At 55.5% G+C, this 24,455-nt stretch carries 27 protein-coding genes and 1 riboswitch; of the genes, 19 read left to right on the top strand and 8 right to left on the bottom strand.

Going from position 1 to position 24,455, the window contains the following annotated elements; genetic code table 11:
- Positions 1-377 precede the first annotated feature (377 nt).
- On the bottom strand, positions 378-1,028 hold the full coding sequence (locus tag PHU01S_RS19625; protein WP_049869815.1) for a DUF421 domain-containing protein: 651 nt from the start codon (positions 1,026-1,028) through the stop codon (positions 378-380).
- A gap of 274 nt (positions 1,029-1,302) precedes the next feature.
- On the opposite strand from PHU01S_RS19625, the gene PHU01S_RS19620 reads away from it, so the two are divergent.
- The 14 genes from PHU01S_RS19620 (at position 1,303) to PHU01S_RS19555 (ending at position 12,817) form a co-directional block, all read left to right on the top strand.
- Positions 1,303-1,725, top strand: coding sequence for a hypothetical protein (locus PHU01S_RS19620; RefSeq protein ID WP_049869003.1), 423 nt, complete (start codon positions 1,303-1,305; stop codon positions 1,723-1,725).
- A 483-nt stretch (positions 1,726-2,208) separates the two neighbouring features.
- Positions 2,209-2,730: a TetR/AcrR family transcriptional regulator gene (locus PHU01S_RS19615; RefSeq protein ID WP_049869004.1), complete on the top strand. Its 522-nt coding sequence runs from the start codon at positions 2,209-2,211 to the stop codon at positions 2,728-2,730.
- Between the two features lie 246 nt (positions 2,731-2,976).
- The gene (locus PHU01S_RS19610) at positions 2,977-4,410 is read left to right on the top strand and encodes an MFS transporter (RefSeq protein WP_049869005.1); all 1,434 of its coding nucleotides are present in this window, start codon (positions 2,977-2,979) and stop codon (positions 4,408-4,410) included.
- A 101-nt stretch (positions 4,411-4,511) separates the two neighbouring features.
- A complete protein-coding gene (locus tag PHU01S_RS19605; RefSeq protein WP_049869007.1) occupies positions 4,512-5,405 on the top strand; it encodes an NAD-dependent epimerase/dehydratase family protein in 894 nt (297 codons plus the stop codon).
- A gap of 146 nt (positions 5,406-5,551) precedes the next feature.
- Positions 5,552-5,785 carry a multicopper oxidase domain-containing protein gene (locus PHU01S_RS19600; protein WP_049869008.1) on the top strand — a complete coding sequence of 78 codons (234 nt, stop codon included), beginning with the start codon at positions 5,552-5,554 and terminating at the stop codon, positions 5,783-5,785.
- A 37-nt stretch (positions 5,786-5,822) separates the two neighbouring features.
- Positions 5,823-6,344, top strand: coding sequence for a TetR/AcrR family transcriptional regulator (locus tag PHU01S_RS19595; RefSeq protein ID WP_127509459.1), 522 nt, complete (start codon positions 5,823-5,825; stop codon positions 6,342-6,344).
- 74 nt (positions 6,345-6,418) lie between these two features.
- Positions 6,419-7,372: an NAD-dependent epimerase/dehydratase family protein gene (locus PHU01S_RS19590; RefSeq protein WP_174806387.1), complete on the top strand. Its 954-nt coding sequence runs from the start codon at positions 6,419-6,421 to the stop codon at positions 7,370-7,372.
- Between the two features lie 203 nt (positions 7,373-7,575).
- Positions 7,576-8,022 (top strand): hypothetical protein, encoded by a 447-nt coding sequence (locus PHU01S_RS19585; RefSeq protein WP_021878734.1) that lies wholly within the window; start codon positions 7,576-7,578, stop codon positions 8,020-8,022.
- A gap of 1 nt (position 8,023) precedes the next feature.
- Positions 8,024-8,251, top strand: coding sequence for a helix-turn-helix transcriptional regulator (locus PHU01S_RS19580; protein WP_048747276.1), 228 nt, complete (start codon positions 8,024-8,026; stop codon positions 8,249-8,251).
- A 5-nt stretch (positions 8,252-8,256) separates the two neighbouring features.
- On the top strand, positions 8,257-8,958 hold the full coding sequence (locus PHU01S_RS19575; RefSeq protein ID WP_049869010.1) for a DUF4386 domain-containing protein: 702 nt from the start codon (positions 8,257-8,259) through the stop codon (positions 8,956-8,958).
- 434 nt (positions 8,959-9,392) lie between these two features.
- Positions 9,393-9,575, top strand: a riboswitch (Lysine riboswitch).
- Positions 9,576-9,720: 145 nt separating this feature from the next.
- A complete protein-coding gene (locus PHU01S_RS19570) occupies positions 9,721-10,512 on the top strand; it encodes a transporter substrate-binding domain-containing protein (RefSeq protein ID WP_373864548.1) in 792 nt (263 codons plus the stop codon).
- A 66-nt stretch (positions 10,513-10,578) separates the two neighbouring features.
- On the top strand, positions 10,579-11,298 hold the full coding sequence (locus PHU01S_RS19565; RefSeq protein WP_049869013.1) for an amino acid ABC transporter permease: 720 nt from the start codon (positions 10,579-10,581) through the stop codon (positions 11,296-11,298).
- 20 nt (positions 11,299-11,318) lie between these two features.
- Positions 11,319-12,068, top strand: a complete 750-nt coding sequence (locus PHU01S_RS19560) for an amino acid ABC transporter ATP-binding protein (RefSeq protein WP_127509450.1) — start codon at positions 11,319-11,321, stop codon at positions 12,066-12,068.
- 164 nt (positions 12,069-12,232) lie between these two features.
- Positions 12,233-12,817 (top strand): YdeI/OmpD-associated family protein, encoded by a 585-nt coding sequence (locus PHU01S_RS19555; RefSeq protein WP_127509447.1) that lies wholly within the window; start codon positions 12,233-12,235, stop codon positions 12,815-12,817.
- 229 nt (positions 12,818-13,046) lie between these two features.
- Here PHU01S_RS19555 and PHU01S_RS19550 read toward each other — a convergent pair whose 3' ends face one another.
- The 6 genes from PHU01S_RS19550 to PHU01S_RS19525 all read right to left on the bottom strand — a co-directional run bounded on the left by PHU01S_RS19550 (position 13,047) and on the right by PHU01S_RS19525 (position 16,819).
- Positions 13,047-13,349: a putative quinol monooxygenase gene (locus PHU01S_RS19550; RefSeq protein WP_049869015.1), complete on the bottom strand. Its 303-nt coding sequence runs from the start codon at positions 13,347-13,349 to the stop codon at positions 13,047-13,049.
- The gene (locus tag PHU01S_RS19545) at positions 13,346-14,380 is read right to left on the bottom strand and encodes a helix-turn-helix transcriptional regulator (protein ID WP_127509444.1); all 1,035 of its coding nucleotides are present in this window, start codon (positions 14,378-14,380) and stop codon (positions 13,346-13,348) included. Before PHU01S_RS19545 ends, PHU01S_RS19550 begins: the two co-directional genes overlap by 4 nt.
- A gap of 128 nt (positions 14,381-14,508) precedes the next feature.
- Complete coding sequence (locus tag PHU01S_RS19540; RefSeq protein WP_127509441.1) at positions 14,509-15,000, bottom strand: DinB family protein; 492 nt, start codon at positions 14,998-15,000, stop codon at positions 14,509-14,511.
- A gap of 95 nt (positions 15,001-15,095) precedes the next feature.
- Positions 15,096-15,488: a hypothetical protein gene (locus PHU01S_RS19535; protein WP_021878725.1), complete on the bottom strand. Its 393-nt coding sequence runs from the start codon at positions 15,486-15,488 to the stop codon at positions 15,096-15,098.
- 101 nt (positions 15,489-15,589) lie between these two features.
- Positions 15,590-15,883, bottom strand: coding sequence for a hypothetical protein (locus PHU01S_RS19530; protein ID WP_048745748.1), 294 nt, complete (start codon positions 15,881-15,883; stop codon positions 15,590-15,592).
- Between the two features lie 99 nt (positions 15,884-15,982).
- Positions 15,983-16,819, bottom strand: a complete 837-nt coding sequence (locus PHU01S_RS19525; RefSeq protein WP_048745749.1) for an AraC family transcriptional regulator — start codon at positions 16,817-16,819, stop codon at positions 15,983-15,985.
- A 133-nt stretch (positions 16,820-16,952) separates the two neighbouring features.
- On the opposite strand from PHU01S_RS19525, the gene PHU01S_RS19520 reads away from it, so the two are divergent.
- The 4 genes from PHU01S_RS19520 to PHU01S_RS19505 all read left to right on the top strand — a co-directional run bounded on the left by PHU01S_RS19520 (position 16,953) and on the right by PHU01S_RS19505 (position 23,314).
- Positions 16,953-19,040 (top strand): beta-galactosidase, encoded by a 2,088-nt coding sequence (locus PHU01S_RS19520; RefSeq protein ID WP_127509439.1) that lies wholly within the window; start codon positions 16,953-16,955, stop codon positions 19,038-19,040.
- Positions 19,041-19,102: 62 nt separating this feature from the next.
- Entirely contained in the window at positions 19,103-20,041 is a 939-nt protein-coding gene (locus PHU01S_RS19515) for a DNA-3-methyladenine glycosylase 2 (RefSeq protein WP_049869019.1), read from the top strand.
- Positions 20,042-20,374: 333 nt separating this feature from the next.
- Complete coding sequence (locus PHU01S_RS19510; RefSeq protein ID WP_232312941.1) at positions 20,375-22,018, top strand: hydroxysqualene dehydroxylase; 1,644 nt, start codon at positions 20,375-20,377, stop codon at positions 22,016-22,018.
- Positions 22,019-22,042: 24 nt separating this feature from the next.
- On the top strand, positions 22,043-23,314 hold the full coding sequence (locus tag PHU01S_RS19505) for an ATP-binding protein (RefSeq protein WP_049869020.1): 1,272 nt from the start codon (positions 22,043-22,045) through the stop codon (positions 23,312-23,314).
- On the opposite strand, the gene PHU01S_RS19500 is transcribed toward PHU01S_RS19505, so the two are convergent.
- Entirely contained in the window at positions 23,278-23,760 is a 483-nt protein-coding gene (locus PHU01S_RS19500) for a hypothetical protein (protein ID WP_127509435.1), read from the bottom strand. The two genes, PHU01S_RS19505 and PHU01S_RS19500, sit on opposite strands and share 37 nt — an antisense overlap.
- Positions 23,761-23,832: 72 nt before the next feature.
- Here PHU01S_RS19500 and PHU01S_RS19495 point away from each other — a divergent pair, with 72 nt between their 5' ends.
- Entirely contained in the window at positions 23,833-24,348 is a 516-nt protein-coding gene (locus tag PHU01S_RS19495) for a DUF6886 family protein (protein ID WP_049869022.1), read from the top strand.
- Positions 24,349-24,455 lie beyond the last annotated feature (107 nt).

Genomic DNA, 24,455 nt, shown 5'->3' with positions numbered 1-24,455 from the left:
GGCGCCAACGAATTTATTTCTGGAGGCAAAGCGGCAAGAGCAGAGGCGGAAACGGTGTCGTTGAACATTCTGGCGCCGAATAACAAGTAAAGGAAGCTAAGCAAGGCTGCTGCGAGTCTAACTCGAAGCAGCCTTGTTTGTAGACGGCATCCCTCTTCCACTGAGCCGATCATGCCGATTGGAGATTCGCAATGAGTCCAATCTATTTTCATCACTTGTGATAGGGTGAGCCTTATTATAAGTGACGGCGAATATTTGGTGGCAAGAAGGGTGTTAAAGATCTGTAGGAGTAATGGAGGAAGGTGCTACAAGAGGTTGCCTCCCTGATGGGGGGAGGAGCACTCGGCAAGCGAGGGGAGAGCGCAGTGAGGTCGGGGCTAATCGATAGGTTTGTCAATGTGGTCCCGATAGTAGTCAAAATACAACTGATTTTGCGTACCTCTCACGGCATAGAACACGTCGGAAACGGACTTGTTCCGCTGCCGCAGCACCTGCTCCAGCCACTGGACGGTCAGCCCGTTGTGGACGAGATTGTCTTCCATGATTGTGCCGTCCATAATCAGCTCGACAGGGAACGACTGGACGGCCGCGGCGTGTAGCTTCAGATCTTTGCGCGTCACCCACTCATACTCGCTTTTTTTCTTGACGGACAGCTTCCCGTGATCCTCCAAGCAAGCGTACTCGACCTCCTCCATATTGAAAATATCTTTTTCTCGCAATGATTGGGCCAGGGAGTCCAACGTGTAACGGATTTTTCGCATGTTGTCCTCGAGAATTTTGCCGTTCTCGATGACGACGGTCGGAGTGCCGGATACCAACCGGTTCCACGCCCGGTTTTTGAGCGCGATCTTGGACACGAGGAAAGAGATGCCGAAGAACATCAGCAGCGATGCGATGATGAGCCAATGGTTGAGCTTATGGTTAAACGCCAAATTCGCCGCAATGGCACCCAGCGTGATGCCGCTCACGAAGTCATGGAAGGTCATATTGGATATCGTCTGCTTGCCGAGAATTCTCGATGTGATCATGAGGAGGACAAAAGCGGCGATCGTTCGAAAAATAACTTCCACATATGCTTGCAATGGGTGGGACTCCTTTTTCTCATTTATGGGATATGCCGTACGGCTCGATAATAACCCTATTGACGGTTGGAGCCGGGGTTACAACTCTTTCGCATTTCGGGCTTGCAAAGAAAAGGTCATACCATAAGAATGGACTTAAACTTGCCGTTATAGACAGCACGGAGAATCTTAAAAACAAAACAGTCGTCGATGTAACGGAATTTAGAATGAGTTTTGATAGTTGATTATAAATTCTGCATTAGAAGAGGTCGGCAGCATCCTGAAACAGAGAGGTGTAGAAGGATTAAGCTCAACCCTGAAGGAGAAAAGGGATGAAACGCTGAAGGAAATGTGTCGTCTTCAAATAACCGCTGAATCTATAGAGAACCGAATCGGCCGGTTGGATAGTCTGAAAATTCTAAATGAGAGGCTTGCTGAGGAGCGCATCTTAATTGAGTTGAAGGTATTGTCCGAACGCATGCTCCGCGTTGGTGGGTTATTCATCCCGGCAGCGAGGGGAAGTATCGAGATGTCCTATCAGTTTGAGAAGGATTTTGTTGTAAGCAGCCAAATTTACGAATCGGTTCGGGCTGCAGGCGACAACGCCGGAAGAGTCTCTGGCCGCTACAGTCGAATGGTATCGGGCTCAGAATTCCTACAGTAAAAGATAGATCATGACTTATCTAAATACATGCCGTACTGACAGCGCGGTGAACCACAAGTGGGGCGAAATTTGTTTTTGAGGATTCCTATTTCAGGAAGCTACTGTTATACAAGTCGCAGATGGAGATGTATTTGCCAGGATTATCAGCGGTGCTAAGATCACCTGAGCTTTCGACTGCTTATATTATTGTAGGAAAGGCTCTAAGAAGAACCGACATTTTGTCCTACGCCCTTCAGGCGGCTTCAATCAATAACGCCTCATTGTACCCCTAAAGGATCCCTTTATTTAGCCTGCATTTTGTGAGTTCCTGTATTCATGGTTTAGTATGCTTTCTTTCAAGGATTCTTTCAAGGATTTCATATTTGTACGGATGATCCCGATCTGCACTCACGGGGCTGTTGCAGAACGATTTGCATCGCTCCTTCGGCCATTGTATACTGAATTCATTATTGATCAATCACTATCGACAGGAGGAATTAAAAGATGGCTAAATCCGAAGCAACGTCAGTCAACCGCAGATCGGACCTTATATCCGCGGCGATTGAAGTGTTCGCGGAAGCCGGGTATTACCGGGCTACGACGGCGCAGGTGGCGGAACGGGCGAACATCTCGCAGCCCTACGTATTCCGATTTTTCGCGACTAAGGAGAAGTTGCTGCTGGCCGCGTTGGAGGTGTCCTGGTCTCGGGTGATCGAATCGTTCCGCCAGGTGATGGAGACGACTTCGCCGGAATTGCTGGAAGCGAAGCTTATTCAAGAGTACGAGAACATTCAGGCGATGTACCAGAACGAAATGTTTTTGCAGATGCAAGCACAGACCATTCGGGAGGACGCCATCCAGGAGACGATGCGCAACGGGCTTAAGGGAGTTCGCGATATGGTGCTGACCGCTTTCCGTGAAGCCGGTATCGGAAAGCCCGAAGAGCGGACGATGCTGTTCCTCGCGCGCGGAATGCTGTGCAACGTTGCCGTCGCGATTAATTTGCCTGAATTGATGAAAGGATGAGGGGGTGGAATTTTCCCAAAATCGTTATTGACCAATCACTAACACTCTGATATAGTGAAACCATCAAGTTAGTAATTGATCAATCACTATCGGAGAAAGCGAGGGATCAAGCACGATCCACCTGTTGGTCACGAGTCGAGCGGCAGGGGGGAAAGGGACTCTAATAAAGACGGATAAGCGGTTTGGCAGGTCGAATATTTTTTTGAACAAATGTAAGTGATTAATCAATAATAGGAGGAAATTCGGATGAGTTCCATCGTTCAATCGGCAATCGCGAACTCCCGCGCTGTTTCACTGCGGTGGTGGGCGCTGATCGCGCTGGCGTTCGCGCAATTCCTGGTCGTGCTTGATGCATCCATCGTCAATATCGCTCTTCCCTCTCTCGGATCAGAACTTAATCTCAGCACAACTACTCTGAGCGGGGTCATTACGGCTTATGTATTGCCCTTCGGGGGCTTGTTGCTTCTCGGAGGAAGGCTGTCGGATCGGTTCGGACATCGAAGGTTGTTCATGACCGGAGTGGCCGGATTCGCGCTTGCTTCGGCCGCAGCCGGAATGGCAACCTCGGGAGCCTGGCTGCTCACGGCGAGAGCGATTCAAGGCGCATCGGCCGCTCTGCTGGCCCCGGCCGCGCTTGCTCTCGTCACGAAGCTGTTCGCGAATCCGAAGGATCGAGCGAAGGCGCTCGGCATCTGGGGCGCGGTTGCGGGTATCGGCAGCGCGGCGGGCGTCCTGTTGGGAGGCGTGCTGACGGCTTCGCTTGGCTGGTCCGCGGTGTTCTATGTGAATGTTCCTGTAGCCGCATTGATTCTGGCGGCTGTTCCCTTCCTCATCGCCAAGGATTCGGTTGGCGAACGCCTCAGCCTGGATATGTCGGGCTCGGCTGCTGTAACTGCCGGCATCGTAGCGCTCGTAGCTGCGCTTTCCGGGACAGAGCGGGTCGGCTGGACGGCTCCGCAGACGCTGATTCTCGCAGCCTTGGCGGCGGTGCTGCTCGGATTGTTTGTCTTCCTCGAGAAGCGTGCTTCGAACCCGCTTATGCCGCTCGGCATCTTCCGCAACAAGTCGGTTACGGGCGGCAATCTAGCCATGTTCCTCATCGGAGGAGCGACGACGGGATTGTTCTTCGCGCTCTCGGTTTACATGCAGCAAGTGCTTCATTATGACGCGTTAAAAGCAGGCCTCACCCAGCTCCCCCTCGCCGGAGCGCTGGTCGCCATCGCCGGAGTCGTTCCTGCAGCGATCAAGGCAATCGGTACGGGCAAGACTCTGGCGGCATCGCTGATTCTGCTAGCCGCAGGGCTAATAGGGCTATCCTTTTCGCCTAGCGACGCTACATTCGCAGCCAATCTGCTGGGGCCATCTATTTTGATCGGGGTCGGACTGGGAGGCGCCTTCATCTCCGGAACGGAGCTTGCCGTTCACGGCGTGGCGGATGGGGAAGCGGGGCTTGCCAGCGGCTTGGTCAATACGAGCCAACAGATTGGCGGAGCCATTGGACTTGCGGTGCTGACAACGGCGGCATCGGCTCGAATCGATCGCTTGATGGGCCGCGGCGTAGCCGAAGCGCAAGCGTTGACCGGAGGATTCTCCTGGGTGTTCCTTGGAGCTGCCGCGTTCTCGATTATCGGAGCGATAGTGGTCCTTGCGGTTGTGCGGAAACCTCGTCTTCCAAAGTAAGTGGCTAATCAATTATAAGGCTAATGGCAAAGCCGTATCGGTTAGGAACCTAATCAGCAATCTTCAGAATCTCTAAATACCTTAACTTAGGAGTGATCAGAATGCTTAAAGCAATGGTAGTGAGAGCAGGCAGCGGGTGGGGAAAGGCGCTAGTTAAGCAATTAATCGGGGCTAATGTCGAAGTCGTTGCCTATTCGGGATCGCAAAGGAAGCTGGATGCGCTGGAGGAGGCCTTCTCATCCACATCGCTTCTGCGAACGGCGAGAGGAGAGGCCGGCAATCGGAGCAAGCTGCTGGCTGCCGCGGAAGGCGTTGACGTGATTTTCTGCGGGGTATACTTGACCTACGACGATAAACCGGAGAAGGTGCGGCGGATGCTAGAAGCCGTTCGAAGCGCCGCCGCGGCGACCGGAGCGAGAACGGTTACCCTCGAAGGGGTCTATCTTCCCGCCGATGAGGAGGAACCGATGCACCCGAACCTTCCCGGCGCGACTTCCATGCGAATCTTCAGCCCGGAGTTGTACGGCGAGGCCGTCTCCAACACGCTCATCCACTACGCGCTTCGCAAAGTCGTTCAAGGGAAGCCCGTTAAGCTCCTGATCGATCCATCCGTCAAAAGAGACTACCTCTACGTGGACGATGCCGCGAGGTATGTCGTGGAATTGGCGTCGATGGAGTCCTCCTACGGGGGCGATTGGCATCTGCGTGGCAAAGGTCCAATTACACAAACGGAGCTTCTTGACCTCGCGGGTTCAGTCGTTCAAGCGGTGCCGCATTTCGAGTCAATCGGAGGGTGGCAGCGGCGACTGCTTCAGTGGTATGAGCCGAAGGTGAAGCAAATGCTGGATCGCTACGAGGGGCGCTTCCACGATCTTGGAACATATGGCACTGAGTATGGCGGCTTATCGCCAGCTCCTTATCAAGAGGGGATAGCATCAACGGTAAAACGCATGGTGGAGAAGGATAATCATTCCATTCCAAATCCAGCGAAATGAGGTCGTTGAAAATGAAAAAAACGAATGTTGCAGCCGGCGTGTCGGGATCGGAGAACGCGGAAGGATTGTTTGAACGGGGGGGAGCAAATCGATATTGACCGGAACGCTCAGGTCATCGTCTACCTGTCCATTGAGATCGAGGCTTCGTGAGCAAGAACGGCTCTGCCTTGCAAGGCAGCCCGGTGTATCTCGATACGCTTCTGACGAAGAAGGGCGAGACCTACGAGCTGTATCTGGAAGCGGACAATCCGGGCCTCTGGATGATCCACTGCCACAACCTCAAACACGCCTCGATGGGCATGAGCATGATGCTGAATTACGAAGGCATTACAACGTCATACCGGGTAGGAACCAAGTCAGGCAATCTGCCCGATCTATAACGAAAGACTTTCGTTATTCGCAAAGGAGCTTCATCTCATGACCAAAGACGCGAAGATATCCATCAACCGCCGAACCGACATCATCTCTGCGGCGATTGAAGTGTTTGCCGAGACCGGCTACTACATAGCCACTACGGCACAAGTCGCGCAGAGGGTCCAAATCTCGCAGCCTTATGTGTTCCGCTTCTTCGCTACGAAGGAACAGCTGCTGCTGTCAGCGCTTGATGTATCTTGGACGCGAATCATCAAGTCCTTCCGCCAAGTAATCGAGACCGCGTCTTCGGAGCGGCTGCAAGCCGAACTGATCGGAACCTACGAGAAAATCTCGGAGAGCCACCGCAACGAAATGCTCCTGCAGATGCAGGCGCAGACGATTCAAGAAGAGCCGATCCAAGAAGCTATGCGCTATGGGTTCCGGGAGGTGCGCCGAATGGTGCTTGAAGCATTCCGTCAGGTGGAGAATTCGAATCCCGAAGAGAGCACGATGCGGTTCCTGGCTCGGGGGATGCTAGGCAACATTGCCGAGGCCATCCACATGCCGGAACTGAAGGACAAGTAAAGGGAGCGGCAGGGCTTCAGCTTAGTTGGAAATTATTTCATACCCTATGACGAAGGAGCCGTGAAGAAATGACGATGACAAAAGCAATGGTGATTGGAGCGACGGGTGGAACGGGAGCCGCAATTACGGAAGAACTTGTGAGACGAGGGATCGACACGATTGCATTCGGGCGTTCACGCCAGAAATTAGAACAGTTCGCGGGTCGGCTAGGCAACCCTGCGCATTTGACGCTTGCCGTAGGGGACGCGATGCGACCCGACGATATTGCTTCTCAAGCAGGCGGCGCGGACGTATGGTTCCATTGCGCGAATGTTCCTTACCATGAGATGGCGAGCAAGTTGATTCCGCTGGGCGTGTCGGTGATGGAGGCGGCCGAGCGCATGGCTGTCCGAGTCGTAGCGATTGACGGTATTTACCCTTACGGCAGGAGACAGGCTAACCCGGTGACTGAGGAGCATCCCAAGCAACCGCATACTCGAAAAGGCAAAGTCCGCTTGGAATATGAACGGATGTTATTCAGCAAGCGGTGGAGCCGGGCCAAGGTTCTGATCGCCCGTCTGCCCGATTATTACGGACCTACGGCCAACGAGGCTTCTTATTTGGGCTCGACGCTGGAAGCAATCGCGGCCGGCAAGATGGCGTTCTACATCGGCAATATGCATACTCCCCGCGAATTCATTTATCTGCCGGACGCGGCGGCCATGATTGTCGAGTTGGCCGGCAAAGACTTCGCCTACGGGCAGAATTGGAATATCCCGGGGGCCGGATTGATCGCCGGACGAGAAATCGCGAAGATCGCGCAATCGGCGAGCGGCAGCGTCAAACCGGTCATTCCGTTGAAGAAGCTGGGCTTGTCCCTGCTCGGAATCGGCTTGCCCGTCATGAAGGAAGTCGTGGAGATGCTTTACCTGACCGAAGAACCGCTGACGCTAAGCCGAGACAAGTACGAACGACTCATCGGTCCGGTCCTTGCAACGCCTTTCCAGGAGGGAATCGCCTCAACGATAAAAGCGCTGCAGAGGAAATAAAGGGTTGCAGAATTGGGATTAATTGATCACTTCTGAGCTGAAGCGAATTTTAGCCAAAAGTAAGGGAAAGGTGTTATCACCCAAGCCGAAACACTTCTATTCAGGTGTTGATCGGCTTTTTTGTATATTAAAGTTGACTATATGTATAGTTTGGTATACATTATGTTCAGTTGGTTTTACTTTGATTAAGGTGGGTGTCGTACATGACCTATCAAGAAAAGAAAAGCATCGTATCGTTAATCAGTTCCCTACTCATTTTTGCGGCTTATTGCTTGTACAGGTACCCGCAGTATCCAGAAGGGGCACTGGATTCAAAGGAAATGGTTCATTACTGGGGATCCTTTGTACTCGTTTTGACTTTGGTTTCCATCGCAGCGCACATCGTGATCAGCATTATTTTCAACATCGTCTTCCGAATGACGACAGGTGAAAAGGAGCCTGCATTTGCGGATGAGCTGGATAAGCGGATTGATTTGTTGGCCTTCCGGAATTCTTTTGCTGTATTTGTCGTCGGTTTTCTTCTGGCTATGGGATCCTTGGTTATCGACCGACCCTTGAAGGTGATGTTCATCGTCCTAATTGTCTCGGGTTTTCTTTCGGACGTAACCGGTTCTTTATCGAGACTGTATCACTACAGGAGAGGAGTCTAAGATGGGTAAAGCTCTTGTTGGCAATCACATCCGAAAATTACGATTCAATCGTAATGAAATGACCCAGCAGCAGCTGGCCGACAAGGTTGGTGTAACCAGACAAACGATCGTGGCTCTTGAAAAGGGAAACTACTCCCCGTCTCTGGAGCTGGCATTTCGTATTGCTCTAGCCTTTAACTTGCCGTTGGAAGAGGTATTCTTTTACGGAGAAAACTCAGAGGAGGGATGAGGAAAATGGATTTTTCAACGAAGACAGCATCAAGAATCGTAGGTGTTCTGTTTATCCTTGCAGCCGTTACATCAATTATAGGAGGGCTTATCTTATACAAACCGGTCCTAAATGATCCCGATTACCTGGTTCAAGGTTCCGCGCATGCCAACGAGGTGGTGCTTGGGGCGGTTATGGAATTGATGCTTGTCATTGCGGCGGTAGGCACTGCAACAACCATGTTTCCTTTTTTACGGAAATTCAATGAAACGATTGCTCTTTGGCATGTTTGTTTCCGGTTTTTGGAGGCTGTTGTTATTACGGTAGGGGTGATCAGCGTCCTGTCCCTGCTGGCCTTAAGTCAAAACTATGTAGCAGCGGGGGCCCCGGATATCGCGTCTTATCAGGTTTCGGGTACATTGCTAAAAGCAGTGCATGACTATACATTTTTGCTTGGACCTAATTTATTTCTAGGAATAAATACGATGATGTATAGTTATATCTTTTATAAGTCCAAACTTGTACCCAGGTTCATCCCCTTGTTAGGCATGACAGGGTCTGCACTGATTCTTCTAGCTGCCTTTTTAGAAATGTTCGGGGTCATTGATCAAGTTTCTGCTTGGGGGGCGGTCTTGGCGCTTCCAATATTCGCCAATGAAATGATCCTGGCGGTATGGCTCATCACGAAAGGTTTTAATGAATCTGCAGTCCATTTGAGCAAACACTAGAACGGTAATCCAAATACGGTCGCCCGGTGTTCTTCATCTGAAGGAGTAGGGAAATCTACGCCCAAGGGCAATGAAATACTGGTCAAAACATATGCGGCATCGGTAACAGCGGGGGACTGGCGCATGCTTCAGCAGAAGGCCATCCTGCAAAAGGATGGCCTTAAACTTGCCGTTACAGGCAGCACGGAGAACGGTACGACAAGTGATGATAATATTAGAACTCGATTCTAATAAGCCCAAGGGAAACACGACGCTAGTTGTACGAGAGGTATCAACAATATACATGTTAAATAATGTACACGATATTTTAGAAATGAAAGAAACATTCCGCCGTTAGAAATGGTATGTTTCCGCCAATTGATCCGTGTATATACATTGACAATCTTCCGCTTCCTATAGCATAGTTATGATAACTGAATATTGCCTCACACTATCGGTGAGGTAGAGGCGCGGCGTTTAACAGTTTGTAGCGGAGCTCGAGAAGGCGATGAGGCTATGAAGAAGGAAATGCCGCCGAAGTGGGTAATACGCTCCGTATTGCTTGCTGGGTCTGCAGTTAAGAGCTGCAGGACTGTCTCAATGAACCTCCCCGTTCATTGAGTTGAGCTATCTTCCCAGGGAAGCAGAGGCATATAAGGTATTATGGCATCGTGCGGCCTGAGCTGATCTCAGGCCGCTTTTTTGTTTTGAAAAAAGAGATTCCGGGAGGATAAAAAAATGAAGATGAAGACAAAGGTATTTTCGATCTTGCTGCTTTCCGCCATGCTTATGATAACGGGCTGCGGTTCAAAGGGAAATGCCGGATCAACGGCAGAAAATGAAGATACGTTCAAGGTTGGACTGGAAGCGGGTTACGCGCCGTTCAACTGGACTCAAAAAGATGATTCCAATGGCGGCGTCAGCATCGCCGGAACTTCTGAATTCGCAGGCGGCTACGATGTGGAAGTCGCGAAGAAGATCGCAGACGGCTTGGGCAAAAAGCTTGAGATTGTGAAGACGGAGTGGGATGGGCTTGTTCCAGCCTTGACTTCGGGAAAAATCGACGCGATCATTGCCGGGATGTCCCCTACCGCAGAGCGCAAGGAGACGATTGATTTCTCCGACAACTACTACAAGTCCAACTTGGTGATGGTCGTGAAAAAAGGCGGGAAATACGAAGGCGCCACTTCCATCCAGGATTTCAACGGGGCTAAAGTGACGGCTCAACTAAACACTTTCCACTATTCGGTCATTGACCAGATTACAGGCGTATCCAAGCAAACGGCGATGGACAACTTCCCGGTCATGAGAGTAGCGCTCGAGTCCGGAATGATCGACGGTTATGTGTCGGAGCGCCCGGAGGCGGTGAGCGCTTCCGCGGCCAACGGCAACCTCGTCATGGTTGAATTCAAGGACGGCTTCCAAACCTCCGAGGATGACACGGCGATTGCAGTCGGCCTCAAGAAGGGCAGCGAGTATACGGCGAAAATCAACGATATTCTAAAAGGAATTTCGGAAGAGCAGCGCACAAGCATCATGGATGCAGCGATAAAAAATCAGCCTGCAGCCAAATAATGCCAACGGAGAACCGGCTGTATGCCATACAGTCGGTTTTGTAATGAATGAATGGGAGGCATCGGCATGAGTTTGGAATGGATTGTAAAAATTGTCGAAGAGAACTGGCAGATGTTCCTGCGCGGGGCAGGGATGACGCTTTTGATCTCTTTGGTGGGAACCGTCATCGGCGCCGTCATCGGCTTGTTGGCTGGCGTGATAAGGACGATACCGACGCCTGGGCGTGCCGCGCAGCGGATCATGCTCAAGAGCGCGAACCTTCTTTTGACGGTATATATTGAAGTGTTCCGCGGCACACCTATGATCGTGCAAGCTGTAGTCATTTATTACGGCTCGGCAATGGCCTTCGACTTCAACATGAATGTGCTCACCGCAGCCTTCATTGTCGTGTCCGTCAATACGGGTGCTTATATGGCGGAAATTGTCCGGGGCGGAATTCTGTCGGTCGATAAGGGACAGTTCGAAGCGGCTCATGCGATCGGCATGACTCACATGCAGATGATGGCCAACATTGTTTTACCTCAGGTCATCCGCAATATTTTGCCGGCAACAGGCAACCAATTCGTCATCAATATCAAAGATACCTCGGTTCTTAACGTGATTTCCGTTTCGGAGCTTTATTTCCTGACGAAGTCGGTTGCGGGCAACAACTTCCGGTATTTTGAATCCTTCTTTGTCGCATGCGTAATTTACTTTGTCATGACCTTTACCGTCACGAGAATTTTGCGCTACTTCGAAAAAAGGCTGGATGGTTCCAAAAGCTACGAGATGGAACCCGCCCGATAAGCAAGAGGAGACAGAAACCTATGGAAAAAGTCATTGAAATCCAACAGCTCAATAAAAGCTACGGCATGAATGAAGTGCTGAAAAATATCGGATTTTCCGTCCATCATGGCGAAGTGGTCACCATTATCGGCTCCTCAGGCTCGGGGAAGTCGACGCTGCTTCGCTGCATCAACCTTTTGGAGATTCCCAGCGGCGGAGAAATCCATTATCGGGGCCGGAATATTCTGGATGGCAGCCACCATATTCCCTCCTATCGCAAAAAGCTGGGGATGGTGTTCCAGCAATTCAATCTGTTTGAAAATCATAATGTGCTGAACAATTGCATGGTCGGCCAGATCAAGGTGTTGAAGCGCTCCAAGGCGGAAGCGGAGCAGACGGCTCGGAAATATTTGAAGGTAGTGGGCATGGAGGCTTATATCAACGCCAAGCCCAAGCAATTGTCGGGCGGCCAGAAGCAGCGCGTGGCGATTGCCAGAGCGTTGTCCATGGAGCCTGATGTCCTGTTGTTCGATGAGCCGACATCTGCCCTCGATCCCGAGATGGTAGGCGAGGTGCTCAAGGTGATGAAGGAGCTGGCCCATTCCGGCCTGACGATGCTCATCGTCACGCATGAAATGGATTTTGCAAGGGAAGTGTCGGATCGGGTGGTGTTCATGGATAAAGGCGTTATCGCCGAAGAAGGGACACCGGAGCAAATGTTCAGCCGGCCGAAGCAGGAGCGCACGAGAGAGTTTCTGAAGAGGACATTCGTCGAGCATGATCGGGCCTGACAAGTCCTTACTGTTGATTGGCCATCGGAAGCGGCTGCGCTTCAGGTGTGATAAGATGATATCAGCACCAAAGGCAAACCGGACAGCCAAACCAGGATAAACGAGCAGTTGGAACCGAAAATACGCGTCCCTCCTCTCGTATGAAAACGGAGTGTTCCTCAACCATGTCAACGAATCCAAAGGTAGATGGATTTATTCGGAAATCGAAAAAGTGGAAGGCCGAATATGAGAAGCTGAGAGCGATCGTTCTTGACTGCGGGCTGACCGAAGACTTCAAGTGGATGCATCCTTGTTATACGTTCGAGAACAAAAACATCGTGATCATCCACGGATTCAAAGATTATTGCGCGCTCCTGTTCCATAAAGGCGCCTTGTTGAAGGATGCCAACGGGATTCTGATTCGACAAACGGAAAATGTACAGGCGGCGCGCCAGATCCGGTTCGCCAATCTCCAGGAAATCGTTGATAAGGAAACGATCTTGAAAGCCTATATCAATGAAGCCATTGAAGTTGAAAAAGCCGGTTTGAAAGTGGAATTTAAAAAGAATACCGAATATGCCATTTCGGAAGAATTTCAAACGAAACTCGATGAGATGCCTGCCTTGAAGGCTGCTTTTGAAGCCTTGACGCCTGGAAGGCAGAGAGCTTACCTTCTTTATTTTTCGGCCCCCAAGCAATCCAAAACTCGAGAGTCGAGGGTGGAGAAATATACGCAGCAGATTCTCGATGGCAAGGGATTGAATGATTAGGGGATGCTGCAAGGCTGAGCGGAGCAATCCTTATCGGTGCAGGCTTCAATCCTGACCAAGCCCCGGAAACATTTCATCCTGTTGAGTGCACCAAAGGCATGGCGATTAAACATAAAGGTCAAGGGCAGGGCAGCAGTCAGTCGGCCTGTTCGCGACTATCCAAGATAAGCTTGTCCCCGTCCAGGCGCATTTGCGCCTGCGGAGGCAAGCTTTTTGTCCTGTTTGCCGCCTATAGCCCGACGCCGCCGACCGGCCTGACGCGGATCGGCTCGATTGCGGCGATGAGCGGGCGTGCCTGGCCGATGACGGCAAGCACCTGCTCGTTGCGCAGGGAAGCGGCATGAGCTTCCTCGTTCAGCCACAGCTCGGTAATCCAGATCGTGTCTTCGTCATCGGCCGCTTCATGGATGATGTAGTGCTCGCAGCCCTCCATTTCGTCGAGGGTCTTGGCGGCTCCGAGCAGAAGGTCGAGCAGCTCGGCGCGCTTTCCCGGATGGGCTTTCATTTTACCGAACATTGCATATTTGCTCATGGTTTCAACCTGCCTTTCGTTGATATTGAATGTCGTTTCAGCATATCCGTATAATGGGCGGCCGCTTCTGAGCTCACCTGCACCATCCGCTCGATGAGGCTGGCCGGCTCGATAATCGTCAGAGAGCGGCCGTAGGGAAGGAGGAAGTAAGGAACGAAGGTCTGGAGGGAATCGCCGCCGAGCCGAAGATGCAGCCGTTCCGGAAGCCGCTCTGCGACGGAATGCCCGAACAGCCAGTGTCGGCACAGCTCCCCGAGCGCAAGCGGCGCTCCTTCCAGGACGACGTCGACGAGCGGCTCCTTCTCCAGCGCGCCCGGCATCAGGCTGCTCAGCAAATACTCCTTGGCGGAGAAGCCCTCCGGCTTTTCGAACCGGAGGCTGCCGCTCTCGACGCTTCGGATGCGGTCGGCACGGAAGCTCCGCAGCTCTCCCCGAAGTCTGCAGAAGCCCACCGTATACCAAGCCCCTTTCCAATGGACGATTCCGTACGGATCGAATTCCCGGCGGCTTGAACCAGTGCTTGAACCAGTGATGGAACCGGATTCTACGTGGCCCTTGTCGTAATCCATGATGACCGTCTCGCCCGAGGCGGCGGCCTTTTCCAGCACCCGGAGAGCTTCTTGCTCCAGCGGGCCTGTCGGGGAATGGACGACCTCCAGTCCGTCCGCATGCCTGGCCAGCCGGCTCCGTTGTTCGTCCGTCGCGTATCGCATGAGCTTGTCCAGCGCATGGACGAGGTCGGTGCTGTAAGGATAGCCTGCTTCCCGGGCAAAAACGGAAGCCTGGACGAGAGCGCGCTGCTCATCCGGATCGAAGAACAGCGGGGACTCGCTGAACGAATCCAGAATCCGGTAGCCGCCGTTCGGGCCGGAATCGGCCAGGATCGGAACGCCGCTGGCGCAAAGGGAATCGATGCAGCGGTAGATCGTGCGCACGTGCACCTCCAGCGACTCCGCCAGCTGTCTGGCGGTCATCTTGCGGCCGGAGCGGAGCAGCCAGAGAATCGAGAGCATATTGTCGGCTTTGGCCAATGGACTCAGTCCCTTCGCAGATGTCCGTCATAAGCAGGCGGTTTTGCCGCTGACAGCTTGAGAATGGAATTCAGCGCCGTTTGCGCCTGATGGAGATCATGGGTGCCGTTTCGTCCATTTTAACGGAGTCAGGGCAGGGGAGCCATTCCCTTCTCCACCCAGGTTTCATAACTCGGGCCGTATACATCCGGAACGCGCAAGCCCGCCTGCCGCATCAGCACCGTCATCTGCCCCCGGTGATGGGCCTGATGCATGACGGTGAATCGGAGCGAAGCGCCGTTTGCCCACAGCTCGCCGCCGATTTCCTGCTTCTGAAGCAGCGTCTCGTCGCTCCACCCGGAGCGGACGGCATCCGCAATATCACGGCTGACGCGCCTGTATTCCGATGCGATTCCCTCTGCGGAATTACGCTGCCCTGCATCCGCGGGGGTGAAGTCCAGCCCCATGGAGGCCGTGTAACCGATCGACTCCGCCAAATGCCACGCAATCATTCCGAGCGTGCGGCGCTTCTCCGCCACCGGCCGGGCGAGCGATTCATCGGTGAGAGCATCCAGTACGCTTGCGGTCAGCTCCGCTTCCGCTTTCCATTCCTTTTCAAAATCCTCGATAGACGTAAACATCAAGCATCCCTCCACTGGGCGGCTCAGCCGCCGATTCCGTTACGGAACAAGCATAACGGACCATCACTGACAGCTGCGGTCAGTGATGGGAAGGTTTAGTTCACGATTTTCCCGTTGACGTATGTACGCCCTGCCATCGAAGCCTCAAGCACCCAATTGTCTAGAGCCGCTTTGCTGATGTAAATCCTTCCTTCCACGACGATGTACGGCAATGCGTTCGTTACGCCGGAGTTCATTCTCAGTGCCCTCTCCGCGCTGAGGATTTTTTCCAGCTGGCCCTGGGGAATGCCGAGGTACCCTGCTGCCGCATCGATCGTAAGCAGCGGTTTGTCCCAAGGAGATTCATAGCCGGCCGGGCTGGAGACGGCGGGCTGGACGATGGCTGGGGAAGCGTCTTCCTTGCTTGAGGCTACAATCAGGCAGCCGCCGATAAAGGAGGCGCCAAGGACAACGCTGGCGATTAAATTCGAATAGGTGCCGAGTTTCATGGAGAACTCCCTTCCAAAGCAGGATCTCTTCTATCCTATCCAAAGAAAATATCCATGTCACGGAATAAAAGGGGTTGAATGGAAGTTGGATTTTGATCGGATCAGTTCCGGGTCCAGATCGGGCTGCTTTTTGCTCTCTTCGACCAAAGGGAGCAATGGTACCGGACCAGACGCGGCTGAAGCGGACTGAGGCTGGAATTCACGCTTTTCTTCAGCACATAGGGGACGAAGCCGCTGCCGGCAAAGATGAGGACTTTGGCCAGATGCCCCTCCTCCATCAGCCAGGCGGTGGCGGATCCGGCGGCGAAGTCGAGCCATACCATCTGGTGGAAGGCATGCTTGGGCAGGATGAAAATGAACTGGCTCTTGCGGACAAACGGGATGGGGACGGTCATAGCCTGGCCTCCTTGCAAAGGGAAACATGTATGGACCATCCTATTCGCACGGTGAATTGTCCCATTCCAAGCAAAAGCCGGCCCCGACTCCTGCCCGCTTCATGCCCGCCCGCTTCGGAATCGGTCCGGCGTATCGCCGGTCAGGCGGCGAAAGGTCGCGATGAAGTGGCTGACGTCGCGGAAGCCGGTCTGGCCGGCAATGACTCGCAGCGGCTCGCCCGGACGGCTGAGCAGCAGCTCGCGGGCTCGGCGGATGCGCAGCCGCACGAGGTAGGCGTAGGGAGACAGGCCGAACAGGCTGCGGAACAGCGTATTGAGCCGGCGGCCGGAGAGGCCTGCGGCTGCGGCCAGGTCCCCGAGCCCGATCGCCGGCTGGTGAAGATTGGCCTCCAGCCAGGACAGCAGAGGCTCGAGCTGGCGCAGCCGCTGCGACACGCCGGCGGCTTCGTCGGTGCTGGAGTAAGTGCGCAGCGCCAGCAGGAACCGGTACGCCTGCTGGGACGATTCCAGCCCGAGCGGATCGGCTTGGCCTTCCAGCAGCTCCAGGCTGTTCAGCAGCAGGCTGTCCAGAGGAGATCCCGGCTCCCAGCGGTAGAGCGCCGGACTGGACAGCGCCAGCGACGCCATGAGGCCCGGCAGCTCGGGTCCGGCAAAGGTCAGGTAGGCCGTCTGCCAGACGCCGCCTCCGCTGCGGTAGCTATGGGCTTCTCGCGGCGGCAGGAGCAGTCCGCTGCCGGGCGGCAGCGTCTCCGCATGGCCGTTCCAGGAGACGCGTCCTTCGCCGGCGAGCGTCTGCAGCCAGTGGTAGACCGGGTAGCCGTCTCCGCGATGGAACGGCTCCTGGTCCGGGTTGAAGCCGATGCTCTCCAGCTGGACCGGCAGAGGCCTGTCCTGCAGCTGGACGGGAACGACCCGGCGATGTCCGGCGATGTTCATCGTTATGCGCCTCCTAAGCTCAACGTAGTTCCATATTCTTATATATGTCGGCCATAAGATTGGATTTTAAGGAGATCATTCCTTTTTTAAAATGAAGATATCCTTATATTACACCTGGAAGAGGTGCCTGATCATGATAAATTCGAAACTGCCCAAGATTTGGTATGGAGGCGATTACAATCCCGAGCAGTGGGACGGGGACACCTGGGCGGAGGACCACCGGATGTTCAAGCTGGCCGGGATCGATGTCGCCACGATCAACGTGTTCTCCTGGGCTCTCGATCAGCCGGACGAACATACGTACGACTTCGCCTGGCTTGACGAGCAGTTCGAGCTGCTTCACGGGCAAGGCATCGGAATCTGTCTGGCGACCGGCACGGGAGCCCATCCGGCCTGGATGGCGAAGCGCCATCCCGAGGTGCTGCGGGTGGATTGGGAGGGCCGCAAGCGCCGCTTCGGCGGACGCCACAATTCCTGCCCGAACAGTCCGGTCTACCGCCGCTATTCCACGGCGCTGGCCGGCAAGCTGGCGGAGCGCTACGGCCGGCACCCGGCTCTGCTCATCTGGCACATCAGCAACGAGTACGGCGGGTACTGCTACTGCGACAACTGCGCGGCGGCCTTCCGCGGCTGGCTGCGGCAGCGGTACGGCTCGCTGCAGGAGCTGAACCGCGTCTGGAATACCCGCTTCTGGGGCCACACCTTCTATGACTGGGAGGAAATCGTTCCGCCGAACGCGCTCAGCGAGGAATGGGGCGGCAGCCGCACCAACTTCCAGGGCATCTCGCTGGATTACCGGCGCTTCCAGTCGGACAGCCTGCTGGACTGCTTCAAGCTGGAGCGCGATGCCGTCAAGGCGCTGACGCCCGACATTCAGGTGACGACGAATCTGATGGGCTTGTATCCGGAGCTGGACTATTTCAAATGGGGCAAGGAGATGGATATCGTCTCGTGGGACAACTATCCGTCCATCGACACGCCGCCGAGCTTCACGGCGATGGCGCATGATCTCATGCGGGGGCTGCGCGGCGGCCAGCCGTTCATGCTGATGGAGCAGACGCCAAGCCAGCAGAACTGGCAGGCGTACAACTCGCTGAAGCGCCCCGGCGTCATGCGGCTGTGGAGCTGGCAGGCGGTTGCCCGGGGCGCGGACACGGTCATGTTCTTCCAGCTTCGGCGGTCGGTCGGAGCCTGCGAGAAATACCACGGGGCCGTGATCGAGCATTCCGGCCATGAGCATACGCGGGTATTCCGCGAGGTTGCGGAGCTCGGGCGGGAGCTTGAGCAGCTCGGCGATACGCTGCTGGACGCAAGGGCGGATTCCAAGGTCGGCATCATATACGACTGGGAGAACCGGTGGGCGACGGAGCTGAGCAGCGGTCCGACGGTGGCGCTGAACTACGCGCAGGAAGTCCACAAGTATTACGACGCGCTGTACAGCCGGCATATCCAGGCGGATATCATCGGCGTCGAGGAGGATTTTTCCCGCTACGATCTCGTCATCGCTCCCGTGATGTACATGGTGAAGCCAGGCTTCGCGGAGAAGGCGGAAGCCTTCGCTGCCGCCGGCGGAGCGTTCATCACGACGTTTTTCAGCGGCATCGTCGACCAGAACGACCTCGTCCGGACCGGCGGTTATCCAGGCGAGCTGCGGAAGCTGCTCGGCATCTGGTCCGAGGAGATCGACGCGCTTCTGCCGGAGCAGCGCAACCGGATCGTCATGACGGAATCCGGAGAGCTTGCGGGCGGGCCGGACGCTCAAGACGGAGGCCCGCGCGCTTTCGCCGGCATGCGTTCCGAGTATGAATGCGGCTTGCTCTGCGACTTGATCCATAGCGAAGGAGCGGAGGTGAAGGCGGTCTACGGGGACGACTTTTACAGCGGCATGCCGGCTCTGACCGTCAACAGGTTCGGCGAGGGGGAAGCGTGGTACGTGGCCTCCAGCCCGGAGCCGGCTTTCCTCCGGGACTTCCTCGGAAGCCTGTGCAGCAGACTCGGCATTGAAGCGCTTGTGGAGGAGGCGTCGGCGGAGCTGGAAGCCGCCGTCCGCGTCAAAGACGGAAAACGGTACCTGTTCCTGCTCAACCATGGGGTCGATGAGGGATGGGCGGCGCTTCCGGCAGGCGGTGGCGTCGATCTGCTGACCGGAGCGACCGTCGGCGGCCGTGTCTCCGTGCCGGGAAAAGGCGTGCGGATCGTACAATCCGGCCGGATTTCATAGCGGTTGTGCTAAAATAGCCCTTAGAGGGCGGGAAGCCCCCGCCCAACGAGGGAGGACTGTCGATGAACCGAATTACGCCTCATGCGGGCGCCGGGCCCATTGTCGTACCGGTGCCCGAACCTTTCAATTACGCTGCCGCCCTGGCTTATTTGAGCCGCTCCAGCGATGAAGCGCTCTATGCCGTGGAGGGGAATTCGCTGGTCAAGCTGTTCGCGCGGGGCGGGGAAGAGATTCTGGTCCGGGTGGATTACGCGGAGGATGGCAGCGGTACGGCAGCTGTCCCCCGTCTCGTCGCCACGTTTCCGATGGGAGACGCCCCTTCTCCAGTCATGAGGGAGCATATTGGAGCTTATATGCTGGAATGGTTCGATCTGGACCGGGATCTGGAGCCGTTTTATGTCCTCACGGAGAGCAGCGATCTGCTGCGCGAGGCCGGCCGGACGTTCCGGGGACTGCGGATGATCGGCATCCCGGATCTGTTCGAGGCGGTCTGCTGGGCGATCATCGGGCAGCAGATCAATCTGGCGTTCGCTTACACGCTCAAAAAAAGGTTCACCGAGACGTTCGGCCGCTCCGTAAGCTGGAACGGGCGCGAATATTGGGCTTTCCCGGAGCCGGCCGTCGTCGCTTCGCTGGAGCCGGCCGACATTATGGCGCTGCAGATGACCGGCCGCAAGTCCGAATACCTCATCGGAGCCGCCCGTCTGGTCGCGGACGGTACGCTGGACAAGCCGTCGCTGCTCGAGGCGGGCTGGGAAGGCGCGGAAAGCAAGCTGGTCGCTATTCGCGGCATCGGCTTGTGGACGGCCCATTATGTCATGATGCGCTGCCTGCGCATGCCGGAGGCGCTGCCGGCCGCCGACGTCGGGCTGCTGAACGCGATCAAGGCGGCCGGCGGCATGGAACGCAGGCCGACGGCGGATGAAGCCAGGGAGCTGGCCCGGCCATGGAAGGGCTGGGAGGCCTATGCGACTTTTTATCTATGGAGAACCTTGTATTGATCAATGGGAAGCAAGCGCGACGGAGCCGGACGATCGGACCCGAATCGCTAGGGGTTGCTAGGGGCAGAAGGCGTCTCCGCCAGGGGACGCCTTTTATGATTCTCTTTTGATCCTCATTCGCTGCTGGAAGCGTTTGCTGTCCGGAAGAGCGAATGCAGGTTCGCGCCTAAATGGAAGGGATGGACGCCTGCTGCAAAAATTTATTTCATTTATTGATATAATTCGACAGTAATAGACATTAGTTCGATGGTACTATGTGGAAAGAGTTTATGTGTATTTCAGCCTATTGGTGTTCGCTAACAAATAATGGATGCTAGAGAAGGAGATGGCGATTTGAATAAGGTCATGCCGAAAATTGTCATTTTGGGCGGGGGCGTGGCGGGAATGAGCGCGGCCCATGAGCTCGCGGAGCGGGGCTTCAACGTTTCCGTCTACGAGGCAAGGTCCATACCTGGAGGCAAAGCCCGGAGCATGGATGTGAAGGGAAGCGGCACCGAGGGAAGAAAGGATCTCCCCGGAGAGCACGGCTTCCGCTTCTTCCCTAAGTTCTACAAGCATCTTCCCGACACGATGAAGCGGATTCCCTTCCCGGGCAACAAGCGCGGCGTCTTCGATAATCTGGTGGAGGGCTCCCGGCTCGGCGTCGCCTTCGACGATCGGCCGATGCAGCCGTTCGTCACGGAGTTCCCGGCGAACGCCTCCGACTGGAAAGTGCTGCTGGAATCCATTTTCGGCAACGATCTGGGCCTGACCCGGGCGGAAGCCGAGCACTATGCCGGCAAGCTCTACCAGCTCGCCTCCAGCAGCGACCTCCGCCGATACCTGGAATACCAGCGTGTCTCCTGGTGGGATTTCATCGAAGCGGACAAGCAATCCCAGCAGTTCCAGCGCATTCTCGCAGGGCTGTCCCGCATTCTTGTCGCCGCCAAGGCCAAGGAGGCGAACGCCTGCACGATCGGCACGGTGGGAGCGACCCTGATGATGGATATGATCACCCCGGGAGGCAGCGCCGACCGGCTGCTGAACGCCCCGACCAACGAAGCCTGGCTGAAGCCGTGGCAGGACTATCTTCTCTCGCTCGGGGTCGAGTTCCATCGCAATGCCCCGGTCAAGTCGATTGCCTGCGAGAACGGCGCCGTGACCGGCGTTGCCGTCATCGTCGGCGGCGAGGAGGTGACGGTTGTGGCGGATGCCTACATATCTGCATTGCCCGTAGAGGTCATGGCGGAACTCGTCACGCCTGAGCTTGCCAGTGCCGATCCTCTCCTCGGCAAGCTCAGGACGCTCAGCGAATCCGTCGAGTGGATGAACGGCATCCAGTTCTATCTCAATGAGGACGTCGAGCTGATCCACGGCCACATCATCTGCATGGACAGCCCTTGGGCGCTGACGCTCGTCTCGCAGAAGCAGTTCTGGCCCGGCATCGATCTGACCCAATACGGCAACGGGCGGGTAAGGGGAGTCATTTCGGTCGATATCTCGGATTGGCAGGAGAAAGGCATTCTTTACGGCCGTCCCGCCATGCAATGCTCGGCCGAGGAGATCAAGAACGAGGTGTGGGCGCAGCTCAAGAAAAGCTTCAACCATGAGGCGGAGCTGCTGCGCGACGAGCAGCTGGAGCATTGGTTCCTCGACGAGGACATCCAGTTCCCCAATCCGAATTCCGTGACCAACATGGAGCCTCTGCTCGTCAACAGGGTGCATACATGGGACTTGCGGCCCAACGCCTATACGGCCGTGCCGAATCTGTTCCTGGCTTCCGATTACGTGCGCACCAATACGGATCTCGCCACGATGGAGGGCGCGAACGAGGCCGCACGCAGAGCCGTCAACGCCATCATCGATCATTATGATCTCAAGGCCGACAAATGCAAGATATGGGATATGTACCAATACGATTGGCTGATCTTGAACCGGAGCAGGGACAAATCCCGGTGGGAAAACGGGCTGCCCTGGAACGGCAGAATTGTCGGCTAGAGTGGATAGGAAGGATTTCCTGCCGTGATTGAAAATATAATTGCACGCGAATTCCAAGGGCTGATGTATTATCTGACCGCGTGTCTGCTCTTCTTGATCATTACGCCCAGAGTATCGTTCATACGCCATGGCCGCAAAATCCTGTTCGTTCTCATCCTCATCGTCCAGAGCTACTTCTATCTGGCCTACGAAGAAATCGATCCCTTGGTCTACGCGCTCCATCTGACGCCGGTGTGCGTCGCCATGGTCGCCTTGTTCGAGGGGTGGATTCCAGGGACGGCGACCGCGGCGGCATTCGTATGGGGCAATGTCTTCATTGCGGGCAACGACTGGCTTCCGCCTACCATCGCCTGCGCCGTCGTGACCGTGCTGGGCATCATCTTCCATTACCGGATCAAGCTGTCGGAGTCGATCAGGCTCATGATTCTGCTGCATATTCTCTTGACGAGCGTTCATATCGGAATCAGTTACGGCTTCATGGCCGAACAGGGGATCACTTTCAGCCAGACGGAAGTGCTGTTGATTACAGTGGGCTCCCTTCTCTCCGCTCCGCTTGTATCCTACACCTATTATTTGGTGAAGCATCAGGAGAGGATGACCGAGGAGCTGTTCAACGCGGAGAAATACCATCTCATCGGGCAGCTGACCGCCTCCATCTCGCATGAGGTGCGCAACCCGCTGACGACGGCCAGAGGCTTCCTCCAGCTGATGGGCAAGCCGGGACTGGACCAGCAGGCGATGGATCGATACCGCAACCATGCCCTTGAAGGCATCGACGGAGCCAATGCCATCATTACCGATTATCTCAATTATTCCAAGCCCTCCGTCGAAGAGCCGAAGCCGCTCGATATCCGGCAAGAGCTCAGCAGCGTCGAGCAGTGGGTCAAGCCTCTATGCGTCATGTCTGGCATCGAGTTCGTGACGAGCCATTCGACGGAAGAGCCGCTCATCATTGTCGGGGACTCGAAGAAATTCCAGCAATGCCTGCTGAATATCATAAAAAACGGGATCGAGTCGATGCCGGAAGGCGGCGTCCTTACCGTCAGCACGAGGCAGGAGAACGACAAGGCTCTGATCTTCATCCGGGATACGGGAGTGGGGATGAACGAGCAGCAGCTGAAGCGCATCGGGATGCCGTTCTATACGACCAAGGACAAGGGAACCGGACTCGGACTCATGGTCGTGACGAACCTGATCAAGGCGATGGGCGGCCGGACGTATTACCGCAGCAAGCCGAATCAGGGGACGATTTGCGAGATTCATTTGCCGATGGCGCCGAATCCGGCGTCTTCCTGATCCTCAAGACGGCGGAGCGTCAAAGTCCAAGCGGCGTCATCCGGTCCGGCATGATCGCCGGACGGCCGGAGAAGCCTGTTCAGCGGAGCGGACAGATCCAGCAGCTCGAGCAGGTCGCTGCGCTGGAGCGCGACCAGCTGATAAGCGGTTCGCGCTTCTTTGCCGTTCGGACCGTGCAGGGCGCCTGTCAGGGGAGTTCCGTTGACCGCAAGCGCGGGAAGAATGGAGCTGCCGCCTGTTATGGCGATGCCGGCCAGGTAGATTCCGCCGGCCTTGATCCGGATGGCGCCGGATGAGCTCAGAGAGACGGCTGGATGCCGGGCCGGGCAGCTTTTGCTGAACGCGAGCCCGGGCTGCGGCGCATCGGCCGAACATCGCCTGCAGCCGGTGAATCGGATGATGCCGTCGTTCCCGCCGGAACGGGCGGCGGAGGATGCGCAAGTCATGGGATGCCTTCTTCCGCTTTGTATTCTGTCTTCCCAGCTATCTTATGCAGCAACCGAAAGGAGAACGACGCCTTGGAGCCTCTTCTTTACCACTTCAGCGAGGAGTCCTTCATCAGCCGCTTTGTCCCCCGGCCAAGGCCGGGACGTGACGGTCTGCCTGCCGCGGTATGGGCTGTCGACGAAGAGCACAGCGTGAATTATTTCTTCCCGCGGGAATGCCCGCGGATCATCTACGATCGCCAGCCCGGGCTTGATGAGCGGGAGGAGCAGCTGTTGTTCGGGATGTCCGGCGCCGCTCGGATCGTTATGGTCGAGAGCCGATGGCTGGAGCGCATTCGGGCCGCGGTTTTGTACCGGTATGAGATGCCTGCCGCCGCATTCCGGGTGGAGGACGCAAACGCGGGATACTATGTTTCGAAGGAGACGGTCGTCCCGCGATCGGTCGAGCGCATGACTGATCTTCTGGGAGAAATCGAGCGAAGCGGCGCCGAGCTCCGCGTGACGCCAAGCCTCTTTCCCGCCAGGGATGTCATTCTGGGATCGTCGCTGCGCCGGTTTTCCATCATCCGGTTCCGCAACGCGAGATAAGACTTTTCAGCCGTTAGCTGAAGGGTCTTTTTTTTTTGAATTCAAGAATAAGAAGGTATAAATAATTTGAAAATAGTTGACATAAATTTATGAGATACCTATAATTT

The organism is Paenibacillus humicus NBRC 102415 (assembly GCF_004000905.1).
Classification (GTDB): Bacteria; Bacillota; Bacilli; order Paenibacillales; family Paenibacillaceae; genus Paenibacillus_O; species Paenibacillus_O humicus.
The sequence above is the reverse complement of the archived record's forward strand: the minus strand, read 5'-3'. Positions and strand labels throughout refer to the sequence as shown.

Excerpts from the sequence above, each read along its gene's own strand:
- PHU01S_RS19625 (WP_049869815.1), bottom strand. The coding sequence starts at position 1,028 with ATGATCACATCGAGAATTCTCGGCAAGCAGACGATATCCAATATGACC.
- PHU01S_RS19615 (WP_049869004.1), top strand. The coding sequence starts at position 2,209 with ATGGCTAAATCCGAAGCAACGTCAGTCAACCGCAGATCGGACCTTATA.
- PHU01S_RS19610 (WP_049869005.1), top strand. The coding sequence starts at position 2,977 with ATGAGTTCCATCGTTCAATCGGCAATCGCGAACTCCCGCGCTGTTTCA.
- PHU01S_RS19605 (WP_049869007.1), top strand. The coding sequence starts at position 4,512 with ATGCTTAAAGCAATGGTAGTGAGAGCAGGCAGCGGGTGGGGAAAGGCG.
- PHU01S_RS19595 (WP_127509459.1), top strand. The coding sequence starts at position 5,823 with ATGACCAAAGACGCGAAGATATCCATCAACCGCCGAACCGACATCATC.
- PHU01S_RS19590 (WP_174806387.1), top strand. The coding sequence starts at position 6,419 with ATGACAAAAGCAATGGTGATTGGAGCGACGGGTGGAACGGGAGCCGCA.
- PHU01S_RS19585 (WP_021878734.1), top strand. The coding sequence starts at position 7,576 with ATGACCTATCAAGAAAAGAAAAGCATCGTATCGTTAATCAGTTCCCTA.
- PHU01S_RS19580 (WP_048747276.1), top strand. The coding sequence starts at position 8,024 with ATGGGTAAAGCTCTTGTTGGCAATCACATCCGAAAATTACGATTCAAT.
- PHU01S_RS19575 (WP_049869010.1), top strand. The coding sequence starts at position 8,257 with ATGGATTTTTCAACGAAGACAGCATCAAGAATCGTAGGTGTTCTGTTT.
- PHU01S_RS19570 (WP_373864548.1), top strand. The coding sequence starts at position 9,721 with ATGCTTATGATAACGGGCTGCGGTTCAAAGGGAAATGCCGGATCAACG.
- PHU01S_RS19565 (WP_049869013.1), top strand. The coding sequence starts at position 10,579 with ATGAGTTTGGAATGGATTGTAAAAATTGTCGAAGAGAACTGGCAGATG.
- PHU01S_RS19560 (WP_127509450.1), top strand. The coding sequence starts at position 11,319 with ATGGAAAAAGTCATTGAAATCCAACAGCTCAATAAAAGCTACGGCATG.
- PHU01S_RS19555 (WP_127509447.1), top strand. The coding sequence starts at position 12,233 with ATGTCAACGAATCCAAAGGTAGATGGATTTATTCGGAAATCGAAAAAG.
- PHU01S_RS19550 (WP_049869015.1), bottom strand. The coding sequence starts at position 13,349 with ATGAGCAAATATGCAATGTTCGGTAAAATGAAAGCCCATCCGGGAAAG.
- PHU01S_RS19540 (WP_127509441.1), bottom strand. The coding sequence starts at position 15,000 with ATGTTTACGTCTATCGAGGATTTTGAAAAGGAATGGAAAGCGGAAGCG.
- PHU01S_RS19535 (WP_021878725.1), bottom strand. The coding sequence starts at position 15,488 with ATGAAACTCGGCACCTATTCGAATTTAATCGCCAGCGTTGTCCTTGGC.
- PHU01S_RS19530 (WP_048745748.1), bottom strand. The coding sequence starts at position 15,883 with ATGACCGTCCCCATCCCGTTTGTCCGCAAGAGCCAGTTCATTTTCATC.
- PHU01S_RS19525 (WP_048745749.1), bottom strand. The coding sequence starts at position 16,819 with ATGAACATCGCCGGACATCGCCGGGTCGTTCCCGTCCAGCTGCAGGAC.
- PHU01S_RS19520 (WP_127509439.1), top strand. The coding sequence starts at position 16,953 with ATGATAAATTCGAAACTGCCCAAGATTTGGTATGGAGGCGATTACAAT.
- PHU01S_RS19515 (WP_049869019.1), top strand. The coding sequence starts at position 19,103 with ATGAACCGAATTACGCCTCATGCGGGCGCCGGGCCCATTGTCGTACCG.
- PHU01S_RS19500 (WP_127509435.1), bottom strand. The coding sequence starts at position 23,760 with ATGACTTGCGCATCCTCCGCCGCCCGTTCCGGCGGGAACGACGGCATC.